Annotated in this window: 15 protein-coding genes; 4 read left to right on the top strand and 11 right to left on the bottom strand. The window is 60.9% G+C overall.

The genetic code is table 11. From position 1 onward, the window contains the following. Nucleotides 1-156 precede the first annotated feature (156 nt). Both QMA15_RS11250 and QMA15_RS11255 read left to right on the top strand, forming a co-directional pair. Nucleotides 157-1173 carry an alpha/beta hydrolase family protein gene (locus QMA15_RS11250; protein WP_046378180.1) on the top strand — a complete coding sequence of 339 codons (1017 nt, stop codon included), beginning with the start codon at nucleotides 157-159 and terminating at the stop codon, nucleotides 1171-1173. Nucleotides 1174-1257: 84 nt separating this feature from the next. Further along, on the top strand, nucleotides 1258-3309 hold the full coding sequence (locus tag QMA15_RS11255) for a prolyl oligopeptidase family serine peptidase (RefSeq protein WP_290284468.1): 2052 nt from the start codon (nucleotides 1258-1260) through the stop codon (nucleotides 3307-3309). Between the two features lie 4 nt (nucleotides 3310-3313). Here QMA15_RS11255 and QMA15_RS11260 read toward each other — a convergent pair whose 3' ends face one another. Continuing rightward, nucleotides 3314-4147, bottom strand: coding sequence for an alpha/beta fold hydrolase (locus tag QMA15_RS11260; protein ID WP_290284470.1), 834 nt, complete (start codon nucleotides 4145-4147; stop codon nucleotides 3314-3316). A 51-nt stretch (nucleotides 4148-4198) separates the two neighbouring features. Continuing rightward, complete coding sequence (ppk2, locus tag QMA15_RS11265) at nucleotides 4199-5113, bottom strand: polyphosphate kinase 2 (protein ID WP_024487730.1); 915 nt, start codon at nucleotides 5111-5113, stop codon at nucleotides 4199-4201. Between the two features lie 145 nt (nucleotides 5114-5258). Between ppk2 and QMA15_RS11270 the strand changes: the two genes are divergently transcribed. Further along, on the top strand, nucleotides 5259-5462 hold the full coding sequence (locus QMA15_RS11270) for a PspC domain-containing protein (protein ID WP_003941534.1): 204 nt from the start codon (nucleotides 5259-5261) through the stop codon (nucleotides 5460-5462). A gap of 94 nt (nucleotides 5463-5556) precedes the next feature. Here the strand turns inward: QMA15_RS11270 and QMA15_RS11275 are convergent, their stop codons facing one another. The 6 genes from QMA15_RS11275 to QMA15_RS11300 all read right to left on the bottom strand — a co-directional run bounded on the left by QMA15_RS11275 (nucleotide 5557) and on the right by QMA15_RS11300 (nucleotide 10237). Continuing rightward, on the bottom strand, nucleotides 5557-5700 hold the full coding sequence (locus tag QMA15_RS11275; protein WP_003941503.1) for a hypothetical protein: 144 nt from the start codon (nucleotides 5698-5700) through the stop codon (nucleotides 5557-5559). 63 nt (nucleotides 5701-5763) lie between these two features. Then, entirely contained in the window at nucleotides 5764-6039 is a 276-nt protein-coding gene (locus QMA15_RS11280; RefSeq protein WP_003941513.1) for a hypothetical protein, read from the bottom strand. Nucleotides 6040-6161: 122 nt separating this feature from the next. After that, nucleotides 6162-7607 (bottom strand): wax ester/triacylglycerol synthase domain-containing protein, encoded by a 1446-nt coding sequence (locus QMA15_RS11285; RefSeq protein ID WP_290284476.1) that lies wholly within the window; start codon nucleotides 7605-7607, stop codon nucleotides 6162-6164. Between the two features lie 136 nt (nucleotides 7608-7743). Continuing rightward, on the bottom strand, nucleotides 7744-9204 hold the full coding sequence (locus QMA15_RS11290; protein WP_031331810.1) for a wax ester/triacylglycerol synthase domain-containing protein: 1461 nt from the start codon (nucleotides 9202-9204) through the stop codon (nucleotides 7744-7746). 457 nt (nucleotides 9205-9661) lie between these two features. After that, nucleotides 9662-9856 (bottom strand): hypothetical protein, encoded by a 195-nt coding sequence (locus QMA15_RS11295; RefSeq protein WP_054825594.1) that lies wholly within the window; start codon nucleotides 9854-9856, stop codon nucleotides 9662-9664. Between the two features lie 237 nt (nucleotides 9857-10093). Continuing rightward, a complete protein-coding gene (locus QMA15_RS11300) occupies nucleotides 10094-10237 on the bottom strand; it encodes a hypothetical protein (protein ID WP_153212751.1) in 144 nt (47 codons plus the stop codon). Nucleotides 10238-10802: 565 nt separating this feature from the next. Between QMA15_RS11300 and QMA15_RS11305 the strand changes: the two genes are divergently transcribed. Further along, nucleotides 10803-11639 (top strand): DUF559 domain-containing protein, encoded by an 837-nt coding sequence (locus QMA15_RS11305; RefSeq protein WP_290284484.1) that lies wholly within the window; start codon nucleotides 10803-10805, stop codon nucleotides 11637-11639. A gap of 154 nt (nucleotides 11640-11793) precedes the next feature. Here QMA15_RS11305 and groL read toward each other — a convergent pair whose 3' ends face one another. The 3 genes from groL to QMA15_RS11320 all read right to left on the bottom strand — a co-directional run bounded on the left by groL (nucleotide 11794) and on the right by QMA15_RS11320 (nucleotide 15117). Next, on the bottom strand, nucleotides 11794-13419 hold the full coding sequence (gene groL, locus QMA15_RS11310; RefSeq protein ID WP_003941476.1) for a chaperonin GroEL: 1626 nt from the start codon (nucleotides 13417-13419) through the stop codon (nucleotides 11794-11796). 273 nt (nucleotides 13420-13692) lie between these two features. Continuing rightward, nucleotides 13693-14250: a DUF6764 family protein gene (locus tag QMA15_RS11315; protein ID WP_019744475.1), complete on the bottom strand. Its 558-nt coding sequence runs from the start codon at nucleotides 14248-14250 to the stop codon at nucleotides 13693-13695. Nucleotides 14251-14331: 81 nt separating this feature from the next. Continuing rightward, nucleotides 14332-15117, bottom strand: a complete 786-nt coding sequence (locus tag QMA15_RS11320; RefSeq protein ID WP_019744476.1) for an HAD-IIA family hydrolase — start codon at nucleotides 15115-15117, stop codon at nucleotides 14332-14334. Nucleotides 15118-15179: the final 62 nt, after the last annotated feature.

A 15179-nucleotide genomic window follows, 5' to 3' on the forward strand; every position in this document is an offset into this window, starting at 1 on the left:
GGGCCAATTCAATTGTCAGGCAATCGAATCGCGTCACTTTCTGCGCCCGCTCTGCTTTACTGACACATAACAAAAAGTGAACCTGTTCCAGTAAGGGCTCACAGGCACTTCGATCCGTTCCGGATCCGAAGACATTCAGGTGGAGGATCCGAACGTATGCGTGCTCGAATTTTCAAGCGTGGCAGTGTGATCGCAGCTCTCGCAGTGGCCACGGTGCTGCCGATGCTGATCAGTCCGGCGACAGCTTCTGCGGGCGGTGACACGTCCGGATCGCACGTCGTGAGCAACACCAAGACCGGCGACCGCAAGGTCACCATCTCGGTCTTCTCCCCGGCGATGGATCGCAACATCCCGCTCGAGGTCATCCTCCCAGCAGATGGCAGCGAACCCCGCCCGACGCTCTACCTGCTCAACGGTGCAGGCGGCGGCGAAGACTCGGCGACCTGGCAACGCAAGACCGACGTCATGAACTTCTTCCAGGACAAGAACGTCAACGTCGTCACTCCACTCGAAGGCGCATTCAGCTACTACACCGACTGGGTGAACGACGATCCGGTTCTCGGTCGCCAGAAGTGGCAGACGTTCCTGACCCAGGAACTCCCGCCCGTCATCGACGCCGAGTTCAATACCAACAAGGTCCAGTCGATCTCCGCGATCTCCATGACCGCGACCTCGGTCCTCAACCTCGCCATCGCGGCTCCCGGCCTCTACAAGGGCGTCGGCGCGTACAGCGGATGCGCTGAGACCAGCACCCCCGTCGGTCAGAGTGCGATCGAACTTGTCACAGGTACCCGCGGCGGAGCTGACATCACCAACATGTGGGGCCCGCTCGACGGTCAGGGCTGGAAGGACAACGATCCGGTCCTCAACGCCGAGAAGCTCCGCGGCACCGAGCTCTACGTCTCCACCGGCTCGGGACTCCCCGGCCCACACGACACTCTCGCCAACCCCGCGATCAACGGTCAGGTCGGTGCGCTCGCCAACCAGGCGATCGTCGGCGGCGTCATCGAGGCAGCGGTCAACTACTGCACCCACAACCTCGCCTACCGCCTGAGCGACCTGAAGATCCCGGCCACCTTCGACTTCAAGCCGACCGGCACCCACTCGTGGGGCTACTGGCAGGACGATCTCCACAACTCCTGGCCGATGCTCGCTCACTCCCTGGGCGTCTGACCCGATTCGTTCTCACTCGACCCCGCTCCAGTGTTTCGGGAGCGGGGTCGAGTGCTGTCGGGAGCGAGCAGTAAGAATGGACGTATGACTTCCGATCAGCAGCCCACCACCGGCGACGACCCCTACCTCTGGCTCGAAGACGTGACCGGTGAGTCTGCACTCGATTGGGTCCGTCAGCACAATGCCGTGACCGAGGAGCAGCTCACCGACAACGAGCGCTTCGATCGACTGCAGAGCGACGTGCGCGAGATCCTCGATACCGACGCGCGAATCCCCTACGTCCGCCGTCGAGGTGAGTTCCTCTACAACTTCTGGCGCGACAGCACCCACGTTCGCGGATTGTGGCGACGCACGACGTTCGATCAGTACGTCACCGACGACCCGGAATGGGACGTCCTCGTCGACCTCGACGCCCTGGCCGAGGCCGAGGGCGAGAACTGGGTCTGGAAGGGCACGCAACTTCTACGGCCACACCGCAACCGTGCATTGATCAGCCTCTCCCGCGGCGGGGCAGACGCGGCGGTCGTTCGCGAGTTCGACATCGACAAGCGCGAGTTCCTCGCTCCCGAGGGCGAGAATCCCGGCTTCTACCTTCCCGAGGCCAAGACCGACATCGACTGGATCGACATCGATACCGTCTACGTCGGAACGGATATCGGACCGGGGTCGCTCACCGATTCCGGATATCCCCGTCTGGCCCAGCGGTGGAAGCGCGGCACTCCCCTCTCCAGCGCCGAAACCGTCTACGAGGGCCAGGCCACGGACGTGGCCATCTCGGCTTCGCACGATCCGACGCCCGGGTTCGAACGAGACTTCGTCACTCGCTCGGTCGATTTCTACAACTCTCAGCATTTCGAAGTTCGCCCCGACGGTGAATTGGTGCTCGTGGACGTCCCCGAGGACGCCGGGATCTCGATTCACCACGAGTGGTTGTTGATCCGCACCAAGTCCGTGTGGGCCGTCGAGGACACCGAATATCCGACCGGCGCACTGCTTGCCATCCGTTACGACGATTTCCTTGCCGGCTCACGAGCACTGACATCGATCTTCGAACCCGACGCACATTCCTCGCTCGAGCACTACACCTGGACACGCGATCATCTGATTCTGGTGGTCCTGACCGACGTGCGCACGATGCTGCGAATCCTGACGCCGGGCGAAAACGGCTGGGAGGATCGACCTTTCGAAGGGCTTCCAGAACTGACCAGTATCGAAATTCTCGACACCGACCCCGATGTCAGCAATGAATACTTCGTCAACTCGAGCGGATACACCTCCCCTGCAACTCTTTTGCACGGCGTGATCGGCGAAACCGAACCCACTGCCCTCAAGCAGGCTCCCGCGTTCTTCGACGCCGAGGGCATCACCACGGAGCAGTTCTTCGCCACCTCTGCCGACGGCACCCAAGTTCCGTACTTCGTGGTGCGTAGTCCGCGTAGCGAGCCAGGCCCTACCCTGCTCTACGGGTACGGCGGATTCGAGATCTCGCTGACACCGTCGTACAGCGGTTCTCTGGGCCGTGCCTGGCTGACGCAGGGCGGCACCTATGTGATTGCGAACATTCGTGGTGGCGGCGAGTACGGACCCGGTTGGCACACACAAGTTCTCAAGGCCGGTCGCCACAAGGTGCACGAAGACTTCGCTGCCGTCGCGAGAGACCTCGTCGATCGCGGAATCACGACCCCGGATCTTCTGGCAGCTCAGGGCGGAAGCAACGGCGGCCTGCTGATGGGCATCATGCTGACCAAGTACCCCGAACTCTTCGGCGCCATCGTCTGCCAGGTCCCGCTGCTGGACATGCGCCGATTCCATCTCCTCCTGGCCGGCGCTTCGTGGATGGCCGAATACGGTGACCCCGATGTCCCCGAGGAGTGGGCATTCATCTCGGAGTACTCGCCGTATCAGAACATCGACGCCGCCGCGTCGTACCCACCGATCCTGATCGCGACGTCCACCCGCGACGACCGCGTCCACCCCGCGCATGCCCGCAAGATGGCCGCACGGCTGGAAGAGCTGGGCAAGCCGGTGCTGTATTTCGAGAACATCGAGGGTGGCCACGGCGGCGCCGCGGACAATGCTCAGCTGGCCTTCAAAACTGCGCTGACCTACGAGTTCCTCTGGCAGAAACTCGGCTGATCTTTCAGCGGTCGCGCAACCACGCGACGACGCGCTCGCTCACAGCGGTGGGATTGCGTATCCAACCGTTGTGACCGAGTGGTTCGCCGATGTGCGTCATCGTCACTTGGGCCCCGGAGAGCTTGTCCACCAGGTTCTTTGCCGACCGGCGTGGAGCGAGATCGTCCCCTTCGATCGTGATCGACAGAACCGGCAAGGTCAGGCGAGCGATCCGCTCCTCGTAGTCGATATCCGCACCGACGGGTTCCATGCGACCGGTCCTGGCGAACCGGGCCCAATCGGTGATCAGTACTTTCGACTGTCGACCGAAGCCGCCGACGTTGACCCGGTCTCCAGGCCAGAAGCCGGCGATGTTGGCTGTCACCGACATCGCGGACGAACCCAGATAGAGTCCGGGCGCACGGATTCCGGGGAATCCGCGGTGATACGGCGATCCGGAGGCAACCAGGATCAGTCCGCCGAGCCGGCCCCGAATCCTGGACGCGTACATCACCCCGATCTGGCCGCCCATGCTGTGCCCCATCAGAAATGGTGTGCTGGCCGGGAACCGCTCGCGCACTACCTCGAACGTCGCCGGACAATCGATCGAGACCAGTTCCTGATATCCGAAAGCACTCGACGCGCTCGGGCGCGGTTTGCTGTCACCTTGGCCGCGCAGTTCACCGATGGCCGCGTTGAAGCCGGCTTCGACCAGGGCCTGCGCCACCGGATCGTAGAACCCGGCGGGAACTCCGAGCCCGGGCAACATCACCACCACGGGTGCGTCGTCGTTCGGTCCGGGAAACAGACGGATCGGGGTCACGGTGCCGTCGGGGAGTTGGATCGGTACGGTCTCCATTCAACTCACACTAACCACCCACGCCGCGGATGGGCAGAGCCCACGCGCCGACTATTCGAGGCTTCCCACGATCAGCGGATCCGGAGTACCCACGATCTCGTAATCCTTGTTGTCGTAATCGAACTGACTGAGCACGTGACGCATCGCGTTTATCCGCGCGCGTTTCTTGTCATTGCTCTTGATGACGGTCCACGGAGCGGTGTCGGTATCGGTGAACCGAATCATCTCTTCCTTCGCCGCCGTGTACGCATCCCACTTGTCCAGAGAAGCGATGTCCATCGGCGAAAGCTTCCACTGCCGAACGGGATCGACCTGTCTGATCGCGAACCGCGTGCGCTGCTCCAGCGGTGAAACCGAGAACCAGAACTTGATCAAGCTGATGCCGTCGTCGACGAGCATCTGCTCGAACAACGGCACCTGGCGCAGAAAACGCTCGTGCTCCTCGTCGGTGCAGAAGCCCATGACCCGCTCGACCCCGGCCCGGTTGTACCAAGACCGATCGAACATCACCAGTTCCCCGGCTGCGGGAAGGTGCTGCACATAGCGCTGGAAGTACCACTGCGTCGACTCGCGAGCCGACGGCTTCTCCAATGCGACGACCCGTGCGCCGCGAGGATTGAGGTGCTCCATGAATCGTTTGATCGTTCCGCCCTTGCCGGCGGCGTCGCGTCCTTCGAACACTATGGCGTGCCGTGCGCCGGTTTCCTTCGACCAGTTCTGCAGCTTGAGGAGTTCGATCTGCAGCAGACGCTTGGACATTTCGTACTCGTCCCGAGGCATCCGTGCGTCGTACGGGTAGCCCTCCCGCCAGGTGTCGACCTCGAAACCGTCCGGCGACGTCAGCAGCACCGGATCGTCGTCGTCATTGTCGTCGACGGTGAAGGCGGCGGTGTCGGCCAGATCGACGGCGGTCGAGAGATCCGCGAAGGCGCTGAGGAACGGTCGGCGTTCTGCTAAATCGGTCACCGCCGACAAGTTAGTCTCCCGCAGCAACTGTTCGGTGAAGCTGGGATGAACTACCGGGGTATGACACGGCGGCCTCAAAAGATCAGGGTGCAGATGGGGGTCGTCCCCGATGGTGCGCGGCGCCATCTCGCTTCAGAATTGAAGCATGACATTCGAAAGCAACACACCTCGCCCCTTCACCCGTTCCAACGACAAGAAAATGTTCGCCGGAGTGTGCGGCGGAATTGCAGATTACTTCGGCGCCGACGTAAATCTTGTCCGTCTACTCGCGGTTATCGCCGCTATTTGCACGGGTGGAACCGCGGCTTTGGTATATCTCGCCGCCTGGATGCTCATGCCGTTAGGTTGAGAATTCCGGCAATTGACATGGCGAGAATTACGCGCCGACAAAAAGGTATTTCGGGGCCTACGCGCCAACACGAGCAGGCCCCGAAATCGACAATCTACTTGGCGGCCTTCAACTCTCCACCGCTGAGCGCAGCGAGGGCCTCGAGACCCTTGACGGCCAGGCCACTGACGCTGCCCAACCCCTGACCGATGATCGCACCGACTGAGCCGGCAGCGTCCATGACAGATCCTTCAAGCATGACGTTCTCCTTTAGATGTTCAGTGGTTCACTTGGGACGAGCAAATGACGCCGATCAGAAAACTCAGGGAACGACAGGCGGCGTAAAGCTGAGGGTGTCGAGAGATCCGAAGATTCCACCGGCGGTGTCAGCCAGTGAACCGAAGAGGTTTGCACCGACATTGTCCAATCCCAGCAGCATTGTCAGCAAAGCCTGCATCGGTGCACCGTCCCCATTCGGACCACCGAGAATATCCATCAACGAACCCATGTTCAGCTCCTCGCGTAGGTGATTCTTTTTACCGTCGGTGACGATTATCGAACCAGTCCGGCGGTAGACACTCGACGTGTCGACAGTCACATTAATCCGCGAGATAACGACTCGACACCACTACGGACAATTACCTTAACTAGGATGAATTCGACAGAAATTTCCCGAACACAAATCGTCGATTCACCACAAGTTCCGACGCAAGTTGCTCTTTATCGTTCGCCTACCTCACGATTTTGGTCAGAAACTGCCTGCAAAAGCGTCGTGAACCCCACCCGCAACAATTCGACGTAGTGCTCGATATCCGGCATCGTCTCTTGCGAGACGATGACATTGAGCGTCAGAGAACCTCCACGCGCGGCAATGAGGAAGTGGCGCAGAATGTCTCCGTCGACCGGCGCCTGCCCACCGAGAACTGCCACCGCCGGCGCACCTTCGAAAACGTTGCCGTCAACTGATACCGGGACATTGCTGATCGTCGTGTTCTGAATGACCTTGTGCGAAGGGTCCAGCTTGTTGAGCCGACGCGAGAGACCGGTGAGTCTGAGCAGAGCCGCAGGCGAAGTTTCGATGCGCGTGCCGTAACGACGGACGGCTGGGTGTGAACTCCGCCCTTTGGCCCTCAGCGCCGAATCTCTGATTCGTGTCAGCCGCTCGACCGGATCTTCGACGTCTGTGTGCAGATCGACCGTCAACAGCGCCAGTTGGTTGGCCGACTCCCATTCGGCTATCTTCCGCATCGATCGGGGAACCATCGCCGCCAACCCACTGGCCGATTTCTCGCCCTTCTCCGACAGGTATGCGTCGAGAGCACCGGCGACGACGGTCAGGAAGATGTCGTTGACCGTCACGCCCGGAACGGCCGCTCGGATCGCCTTGATGTCTAGGCCGTCCAGCGTCAGGAAATCGATCGTGATGTCTCCGCCCAACACGCCGTTGAATCGGGTCGGTAGGCGGTCGGCCGAGTACGTAGGTAGCTCTCCGGCCTCTTCCGCCTCCCGAACCGTCTCGGCCGCAACCTTTGTCACGGACAGACCCCGGCCGAAGCGGATCGCCTGGCCGGGCAAACCGACGACCGTGCGCCCGATCAAATCCAGCGACGAAAGCCCCGAACCGGCACGCTTCGTCTCCGGCTTCGGCGGACCGGAGAACAGAAGGTTGGTCAGATCGCGGATCGCCAGACCGTCACCGGCTCCGTGGTGGGTCTTGAGCATGATCAGCGTCAGATTGCCCGGCAGCTCGTCGATCCCGTGCACTCCGGTCATGACGTGCAACTCCCAGGGCGGCCGGGACAGGTCCATCGGCTCCCCGAGCGAGCGCCCGAGCAATTCACGAACCGGCGCCCACCCGGCAACAGGGGCACGATGGACGTGCACGTGATCATCGACGTCGAAATCGGCCGGGACCCAATATGGATAGTCCAGATCCAGCGGAACTCGCTGGAGGCGACTCGTGAACAGTGGCCAGTACCCGAATCTTTCGGTGATCCACCGAACCGCGTCGTCGTGCGTCATCTCTGCGAGCGGATGGCCCGTAGTGTCGAAGAAGTAGGCGCAGACCATGTGGCTCAGATGTCCGCCGGACTCGTTGTAGACGAACTCCGCGTCTCGCGGTCCCATCTGAGATACCGCGGCTGGCAACGAGTTCCGAAAGATCATGCATGCCCCTCAATTCCGACGCTGAACGAATGTCCGAATTGTAGCGAGCTGACATGCAGATCCTCTGGGTTCTGCTCGGAATCGTTGGGTATCACCAAATCCAGCAATCGGAAAAGGTGCCTGCGATTCCGATCGATCAGGAGGCAACCTCTTGGTCAGGTGAATCCGCAGTCTGCATCGCGGCTGCCGCCGCCAAATCATCGAAACTTGCTCGCAGTAGTTCGATGTAATGGTGGAGATCGGGCATGGTCGCGGTATCCGCGATGACGTTGAGGGTCAGTCCCCCACCTGCTGCGGCGACCATGAAATGCCGTAGCCCGTCCCCGTCGATAGGCGCTTGCACTGCAAGCACAGCCGCGCCCGGGGCGCCGGCAAGCGTCAACCCTTCGACCGAGAGAGGAATGTTACTCACCATGGTGTGCTGGTAACGCGGTCGATCGAGGCTGTGATCGTTCTGCTTGCGCGCATACGCCATCAATCTCATCAACGGCGCCGGCGTGGTCTCGACTGCGGCCCCGGCACGCCTGACCGCGGGATGGGACGTGCGCGCCTTCTCCGACCGTGCCGAACTCGAAATGAGCGCCAACCTCTCCAACGGGGACTTGACCTGGGTGTGCATATCCACCAGCAGAGCCACCAACTGATTCGCCGACTCCCACGCTTCGACCTTGCGTACCGAGCGAGGAACCATCGCGATCAAGGAATCTCGTGGCCGTTCGTCCTTTTCCGTGAGGTAGCGCGTCAGAGCACCTCCGACGACGGCGAGCAGAACGTCGTTGACAGTGGCACCGGGCACCGAATCCTTGATCGCACGGACCTGCTCCCCGGACATTGTCATCGGTTCCAGAGAGGCCACTCCACTCACCTTGCCGTTGAATCGAACTGCAGGCCTCTCGTTGAGGCTCTCCACCCATTCTCCTGCCCTCTTCGCAGCGTCAGCATCTCTCTGAGCGCGTCGGTTGCCTGGTACCTGCCTTGCGAAGCGATATATTCGGCCGGGAAACCCCAGTAGCGACTTGGTAAATATCCTCGCTCGCACAAACGGCACAGGCGGTTCGGACCCAGCCTGCTGCACCTTGCCCGAAAAGATAGTTTCGCCCAACGTCCTGATGGCGATACCGTCAGCTGCGCTGTGGTGAGACTTGAGCACCACCGCCGTCAGTCGGCCCGGCAATTCTTCAAGTCCCTCCAAACCTACGAAGAAGTGCAGTTCCCACGGCGGACGACGCAGGTCCATCTTCGTCGTCAACAACGCGCTCAACGGCTTTTGCAGTGCTGCCCATCCTGTGTCATCGATCTTGTTGACGTACACGTGCTTTCGCACGTCGAAGTCAGGGTCTGTCACCCAGTAGGGATGGTCCAGTCCCAACGGAGTCCGTTGGACTCGTTGAGTGAACATACGATCACATCCAAGGCGTGCGGTAACCCAGTCCACTGCCTGTTCTGCCGTGAATTCCGCGCTTGGGTGCAACGATGTCTCGAAGAAGTACACAGCGATCAGATGGTTCAGGTGACCAGCGCCCTCGTGATAGATGAATTCGGCATCGCGTGGGTTCAGCTGCGCCATCCTTACGCCTGACGTGTTGGACGCGCCCATTGAACTCCTTGTATCGCGGCTGGTTGCCCGCACATTCGCCTGAGTGCAAAGCTTGTGACTATAAATCCGGTGATTGCAAAACCAATGGTCCCCGAAGCCACAGGGCTACGGGGACCATAGTTTCAAGCAAGTGCAGGTTCGCCTGACTGCTCCGCTACGATGCTGTCCTCGACAACCGAACAATATGATGCAGTCGCTGGAGTGATCACGGCTTTTGTGGAGGATCCTTGATGATCTTGCTTCCAGTGGAAGTTAGACCAAGCATGCTCGATACCCACGTGATCATTCCGGTTAAATAAGTTTGCAGCATGACCGATTCCGTTCTTCTATGGCGTGGGGGAGGACGACAGCGCGTTCAAATACTTCACAAACGTGCCTACGAGATCGATCGATCCGAAATCGACGATCTTGGACAGGTAGTCCAGGAAGAGATCGAACATCTTTTCTCCTTCTCCTTTTACAGGCCGGCTACGGAACCGAGGACCGATTGGACGCTGCCCGCCGCAGCCTCACCGAGCGCACCGCCCATGTTGAGGCTTCCGGTGATCGACAAGAAGATTCCGTCAACGACCTTGACCAAGTAGAACAGTGGATCCACCAGGGATCCGACGTCAACGCTTGCGAGCGCACCTATCAAACTAGCTGTGTCCACCGTATTTCACACTCCTTGAGATTGATTTCGTTCACTGGGTAAAGAAATTCACTTCTCAGTCGACGTTCGGGAACCACCCGAAGTCAACCGAAGCCATAAACGGGGTAAACAAAGCCACCCCGAGAATGTTTTTGATCAACCCCCCGGCCTCGCCTTCGAGAACATCCGCAATCGATCCCAGATCCATCATTCACTCCTGTCATCAAGAAACATTGGAAGAAGAACTTGCAGGTGCCGTCAACTGAGGTCGATTGCCGAAACCAACGATCCGGTGACCCCGTCGATTCCCGGCATGAGCGAACCGGACCAGACGTTACCCAGCAGGTCGGTGAACAATGCCGCCGTTGTCTGCAGGAACATGACGATCATATTGAATCCCACGCTTTCGATTGGCCGCGAATACTCACGGAACATTTACATTGGAATGCTTGATGCAGCCCACAAAGAACCGGTCCAAGTAGCAATTAAAGAATCTCTGTCGAACGATGTAACCGAGATCCTCCGGGGTTGGTGCCCACTTTCCGCGGCTGTGACTGACATCAAGGTAGTGCAATAGGATCCGGTTTGGGTGCCTTTTGCCCAAGAATTTCAGATGGATCTGAAACCTGTTCCATATTCGCAGGTCTAGCGTCCAAGACGCCTGAAAATCGAGAAAAATGGAATAGCAACCGGAATGCACGTCGTCCGAAAGGCTTAGTACTTGAGGGTATTCAGAACAGAATTATCCACCAAAAGAACTAGAGGTATCCGCACTTCACAGGTTAGCGGAGGCGAACAATCGGGACGGAAAATATCAAACATCCTTCAACATTCGGATAGGTGAAGCTTCTCGTTCCCCACCTTCTCGATACACCTGTTACGCCATGAGGTTGTCCACACACACGCGGCCATCCACAAAGTGGCTTCTGAATCCGCGTCGTCAGGCCCTTGCCGCCACAGTGCATACGTGGAAGTTGTCACGAGAAACCAGTTGCTCGAGCAGGGCACCTCGAGCAGTTCGATCTCCCGATCCACGCGGTCAGGGCGACTCCATCGAATCCTGCCGTCGGTGTACTCCACCGAAGAACCTGGATACTTCGAGCGTTGCGTCGCGGTCACACTGTGGAAGCCCGAGGCCGTCCTCAGCCATACCAGCGCGGCCTGGCTGTGGGATCTCCTGCCGGAGGAACCACGCTTCGTCGAGGCCACCGTGGCTCCCAGCGTCCGAGCAGGCAGTCCGCAGTGGGTACGGCTTCACCGACGAACAGGAGTCTCGACGGATGAGTGGATGGGTTTACCGATCGTGCCGATCGAGCAGTGCTTCATCGACGTCGCGACCACTTTGCCACGCCCGGAACTCGAGGCCTTCTTCGACGCGGCGGTATCGACCCGAGTGCCGTGGAAGTCGATAGCCCAACTGTGTGATGCGAGCCGCGGCAGGCACGGGATCCCCGCCGTACGCGAACAACTCCGCACCTGTTGCCCGCTCACTCGTTCGGAACCGGAGCGAGCAGTCGCCCGTGCGCTGACTGCGCGCAACGTCCACCTGGAGATCAACGCTCGGGTCGGACCCTACTTCGGCGACCTGGTCGACACGCGAGCCCGGGTGATCGTGGAGATCGACGGGCGCGAATTCCATACCGACCCCGCAACTTTCAACAACGATCGACGGCGTCAGAACGCACTCGTTCTCGACGGATGGATGGTGTTGCGTTACTCCGCCGCCACCGCGATGGCCCATCTCGACGCTGTGGCGGACGAAATCATCACAGTGGTCCGAAGACGCCGACACAACCGGACGTAAGCGCGGGCGTAAACGCACACAGCATCGAGCGTGCAACGGGAAACCGCGATCGCGTCGCAGTAGTGGACAAAAATGCCCGCATTTATCTCCAGACAAGCAAAAGCCCGGCCCACCGAATGGTGGGCCGGGCTCTAGGAGCTAGGTGGAGATGGACTCAGAAGTCCATGCCGCCCATGCCGCCGGTCGGATCGCCTGCAGGCGCTCCGGCCTTCTCGGGCTTGTCAGCGACAACGGCTTCGGTCGTCAGGAACAGAGCCGCGATGGACGCTGCGTTCTGCAGTGCCGAGCGGGTGACCTTGACCGGGTCGTTGATGCCTGCAGCGAGCAGGTCGCCGTACTCGTTGGTCGCAGCGTTGAGGCCGTGACCTGCGGGCAGGTTGGAGACCTTGTCCGCAACAACGCCGGGCTCGAGGCCTGCGTTGAATGCGATCTGCTTGAGCGGAGCGGACAGTGCAACGCGAACGATGTTCGCGCCGGTTGCCTCGTCACCTTCGAGCTTGAGGTCGTCCAGTGCGGGAGCTGCCTGGAGAAGTGCAACGCCACCGCCGGCGACGATGCCCTCTTCGACGGCTGCCTTTGCGTTACGCACTGCATCTTCGATGCGGTGCTTGCGCTCCTTGAGCTCGACCTCGGTAGCAGCGCCGGCCTTGATGACTGCAACGCCGCCGGCCAGCTTGGCCAGACGTTCCTGCAGCTTCTCACGGTCGTAATCCGAGTCGCTGTTCTCGATCTCGGCGCGGATCTGGCTGACACGACCGGCGATTGCGTCGGCGTCGCCGGCACCCTCGACGATGGTGGTCTCGTCCTTGGTGATGACGACCTTGCGTGCCTGGCCGAGGAGCTCGAGGCCTGCGGTCTCCAAGGAGAGTCCGACCTCTTCGCTGATGACCTCGCCACCGGTGAGGATGGCGATGTCGGCGAGCTGAGCCTTACGACGGTCACCGAAGCCGGGAGCCTTGACGGCAACAGACTTGAAGGTGCCACGGATCTTGTTGACCACGAGGGTGGAGAGAGCTTCGCCCTCGACGTCCTCGGCGATGATCAGGAGCGGCTTGCCGGACTGGATGACCTTCTCCAGCAGGGGCAGCAGGTCCTTGACCGTGGAGATCTTGGAGCTGACGAGCAGGATGTACGCGTCTTCGAGGACGGCTTCCTGACGCTCTGCATCGGTGGCGAAGTACGCCGAGATGTAGCCCTTGTCGAAGCGCATGCCCTCGGTGAGCTCGAGCTGCAGGCCGAAGGTGTTGGACTCCTCGACCGTGATGACGCCTTCCTTGCCGACCTTGTCCATAGCCTCGGCGATGAGCTCACCGATGGACGGGTCGCCGGCGGAAATACCGGCGGTAGCAGCGATCTGCTCCTTGGTGTCGATCTCCTTGGCGGTCTCGAGCAGGCGAGCTGTGACAGCCTCGACAGCCTTCTCGATGCCGCGCTTGAGGCCGAGCGGGTTCGCGCCGGCTGCGACGTTGCGCAGGCCTTCACGGACCAGAGCCTGTGCGAGAACGGTAGCGGTGGTGGTGCCGTCGCCAGCGACGTCGTCAGTCTTCTTGGCGACCTCCTTGACGAGCTCGGCGCCGATCTTCTCGTACGGGTCGTCGAGTTCGATCTCCTTGGCGATGGAAACACCATCGTTGGTGATCGTGGGGGCGCCCCACTTCTTTTCGAGAACGACGTTGCGACCCTTGGGGCCCAACGTCACCTTGACAGCGTCGGCGAGGGCGTTGAGGCCTCGCTCGAGGCCACGACGTGCCTCTTCGTCGAACGCGATGATCTTTGCCATTGCGAAGTGATCCTCCGGATAGGGGGTGACACACAAGGTGACCGCTCGTCGGGTCACCTCATCGGCACAAGGCGACCGTTTGACCAGTCACCTCATTACACGGGCGACCGATTTGCCTGGTCACCCATCTACGCCTGTGGTCTAGTCAGTGCCCGCGACGGACGACCGGGGGTGTCTATGGTTCCCGGTCTCACTGCCTCGACCTGGCACTCACGGTTCGCGAGTGCCAACTGCATTTTTAGCACTCGAGCGTGCCGAGTGCAAGGTTGAGCCTCAGCCCGCGATGCAGAACTGTCCGTTACTCAAATTGACCGCAAACGAGAGCACTCCGACGCAGTCGACGCCGTTGGCATCGGCCGTAGCGCCCGCTCCGTAACCGGCGATGGCGAAGGTGACGTTGCCGTCAGCCGCCCCGGCCCGCGCGATACCGCCGCCGAGCGCAAATGCCTGCGCCTGACCGTTACCGCGAGAAGCCCCCAGCGCGGTTCCGAAGCCGTTTGCATATGAATTGGAGTAGCCGTTGTCGGCGGCGACGCTCACAGCGGTACCGCTCTCGGCAGCACCGGCCTGCGAACGGCCGGCTCCGACGGACTGCGCGCCGCAGCTCGCGGTCTCTGAGACCTGGATGTCATTGGCCGACGGCGGCGAGACACACGTGACGGGGGCTGCCGAAGCAGCTCCCGCACCGGTCAGCGCCAGCCCGGCGGCGAGCCCCATACCTACAGTCATCACAGCCCCTGTTCTCGCCAGGCGGCCCCCCAACCGACTACTGGAAATTCCGCTGACTCGAGAGGATGAGCGACGGAACCAGACTGACGAGATCAAGGGCATAGAAAACTCCTTCGTGGAACAGGTTCATTGGATTCGGGCGCGAGAGTACCCGCTCGAGTGAAGTCCGTCACCCCCGCCTGGTCAAGCCTCGAGGACGACCCCGAGAAGGGCCGGAAGATCCGCGACCGAATCGATGACATGATCAGGCTTCTGAACCGACAGGTCGAGCACTGTTTGCCGAAACTTGCCTGTGCGCACCAGAACTCCGGTCAGGCCGACCCGCTGTGAGGAGAGGACGTCCCCGATCAGGTCGTCGCCGACCATCACCGTCGCCTCAGGTTCGACATGCATCAGCTCCGTGGCTGTCAGGAACCCCGTGAGAGACGGTTTACCCACTGCGGCGATATTTACACCTGCCACTTCCTCGAAGCCCGGCAAGTACGTTCCGGTGTCGATCCGAAGGCCGTCTACGGTCTCCCACATCATCCCGCGGTGCATCGCGACGACGGGCACACCGGCGAGCAGAAGTTCGAGCACTCGGCTCAGCGCCTCGTGGCTGAACTCCGGGCCGGCGCCGCCGAGAATCACGACCTCCGGATCGGCGTCGTCGAATTCGATTCCCTCGAGATCGGCAGACACGTCACCGTGATTGAGGACCCACGCCCGCGCGTCCGGATACGTCGCCCGCACGTACTCCCCTGTGAGCCTGGCGGCAGTAACTATCTGGCTCGCCTCGACCTCGATACCGGCGTCGCACAACCCCTGCGCGATGAGCGTCGAACTGCGCGAGGTCGTGTTGGTCAGAAATCCACAGGCCAATCCGCGCCGCCGAACTTCGCGTACCGCTTCCCCTGCTCCCTCGATCGGCTGCCAGGACGTGAGCAGGACTCCGTCGATATCGAACAGAACACCTTCGATGTCGGCCATTGCACCAGCCTATATTCGCCATCGAGGTCCTGCCGAGGCGTCGTAACCCGAAATCCGTCGAT

The organism is Rhodococcus sp. APC 3903, from assembly GCF_030407755.1.
GTDB lineage: Bacteria > Actinomycetota > Actinomycetes > Mycobacteriales > Mycobacteriaceae > Rhodococcus_F > Rhodococcus_F erythropolis.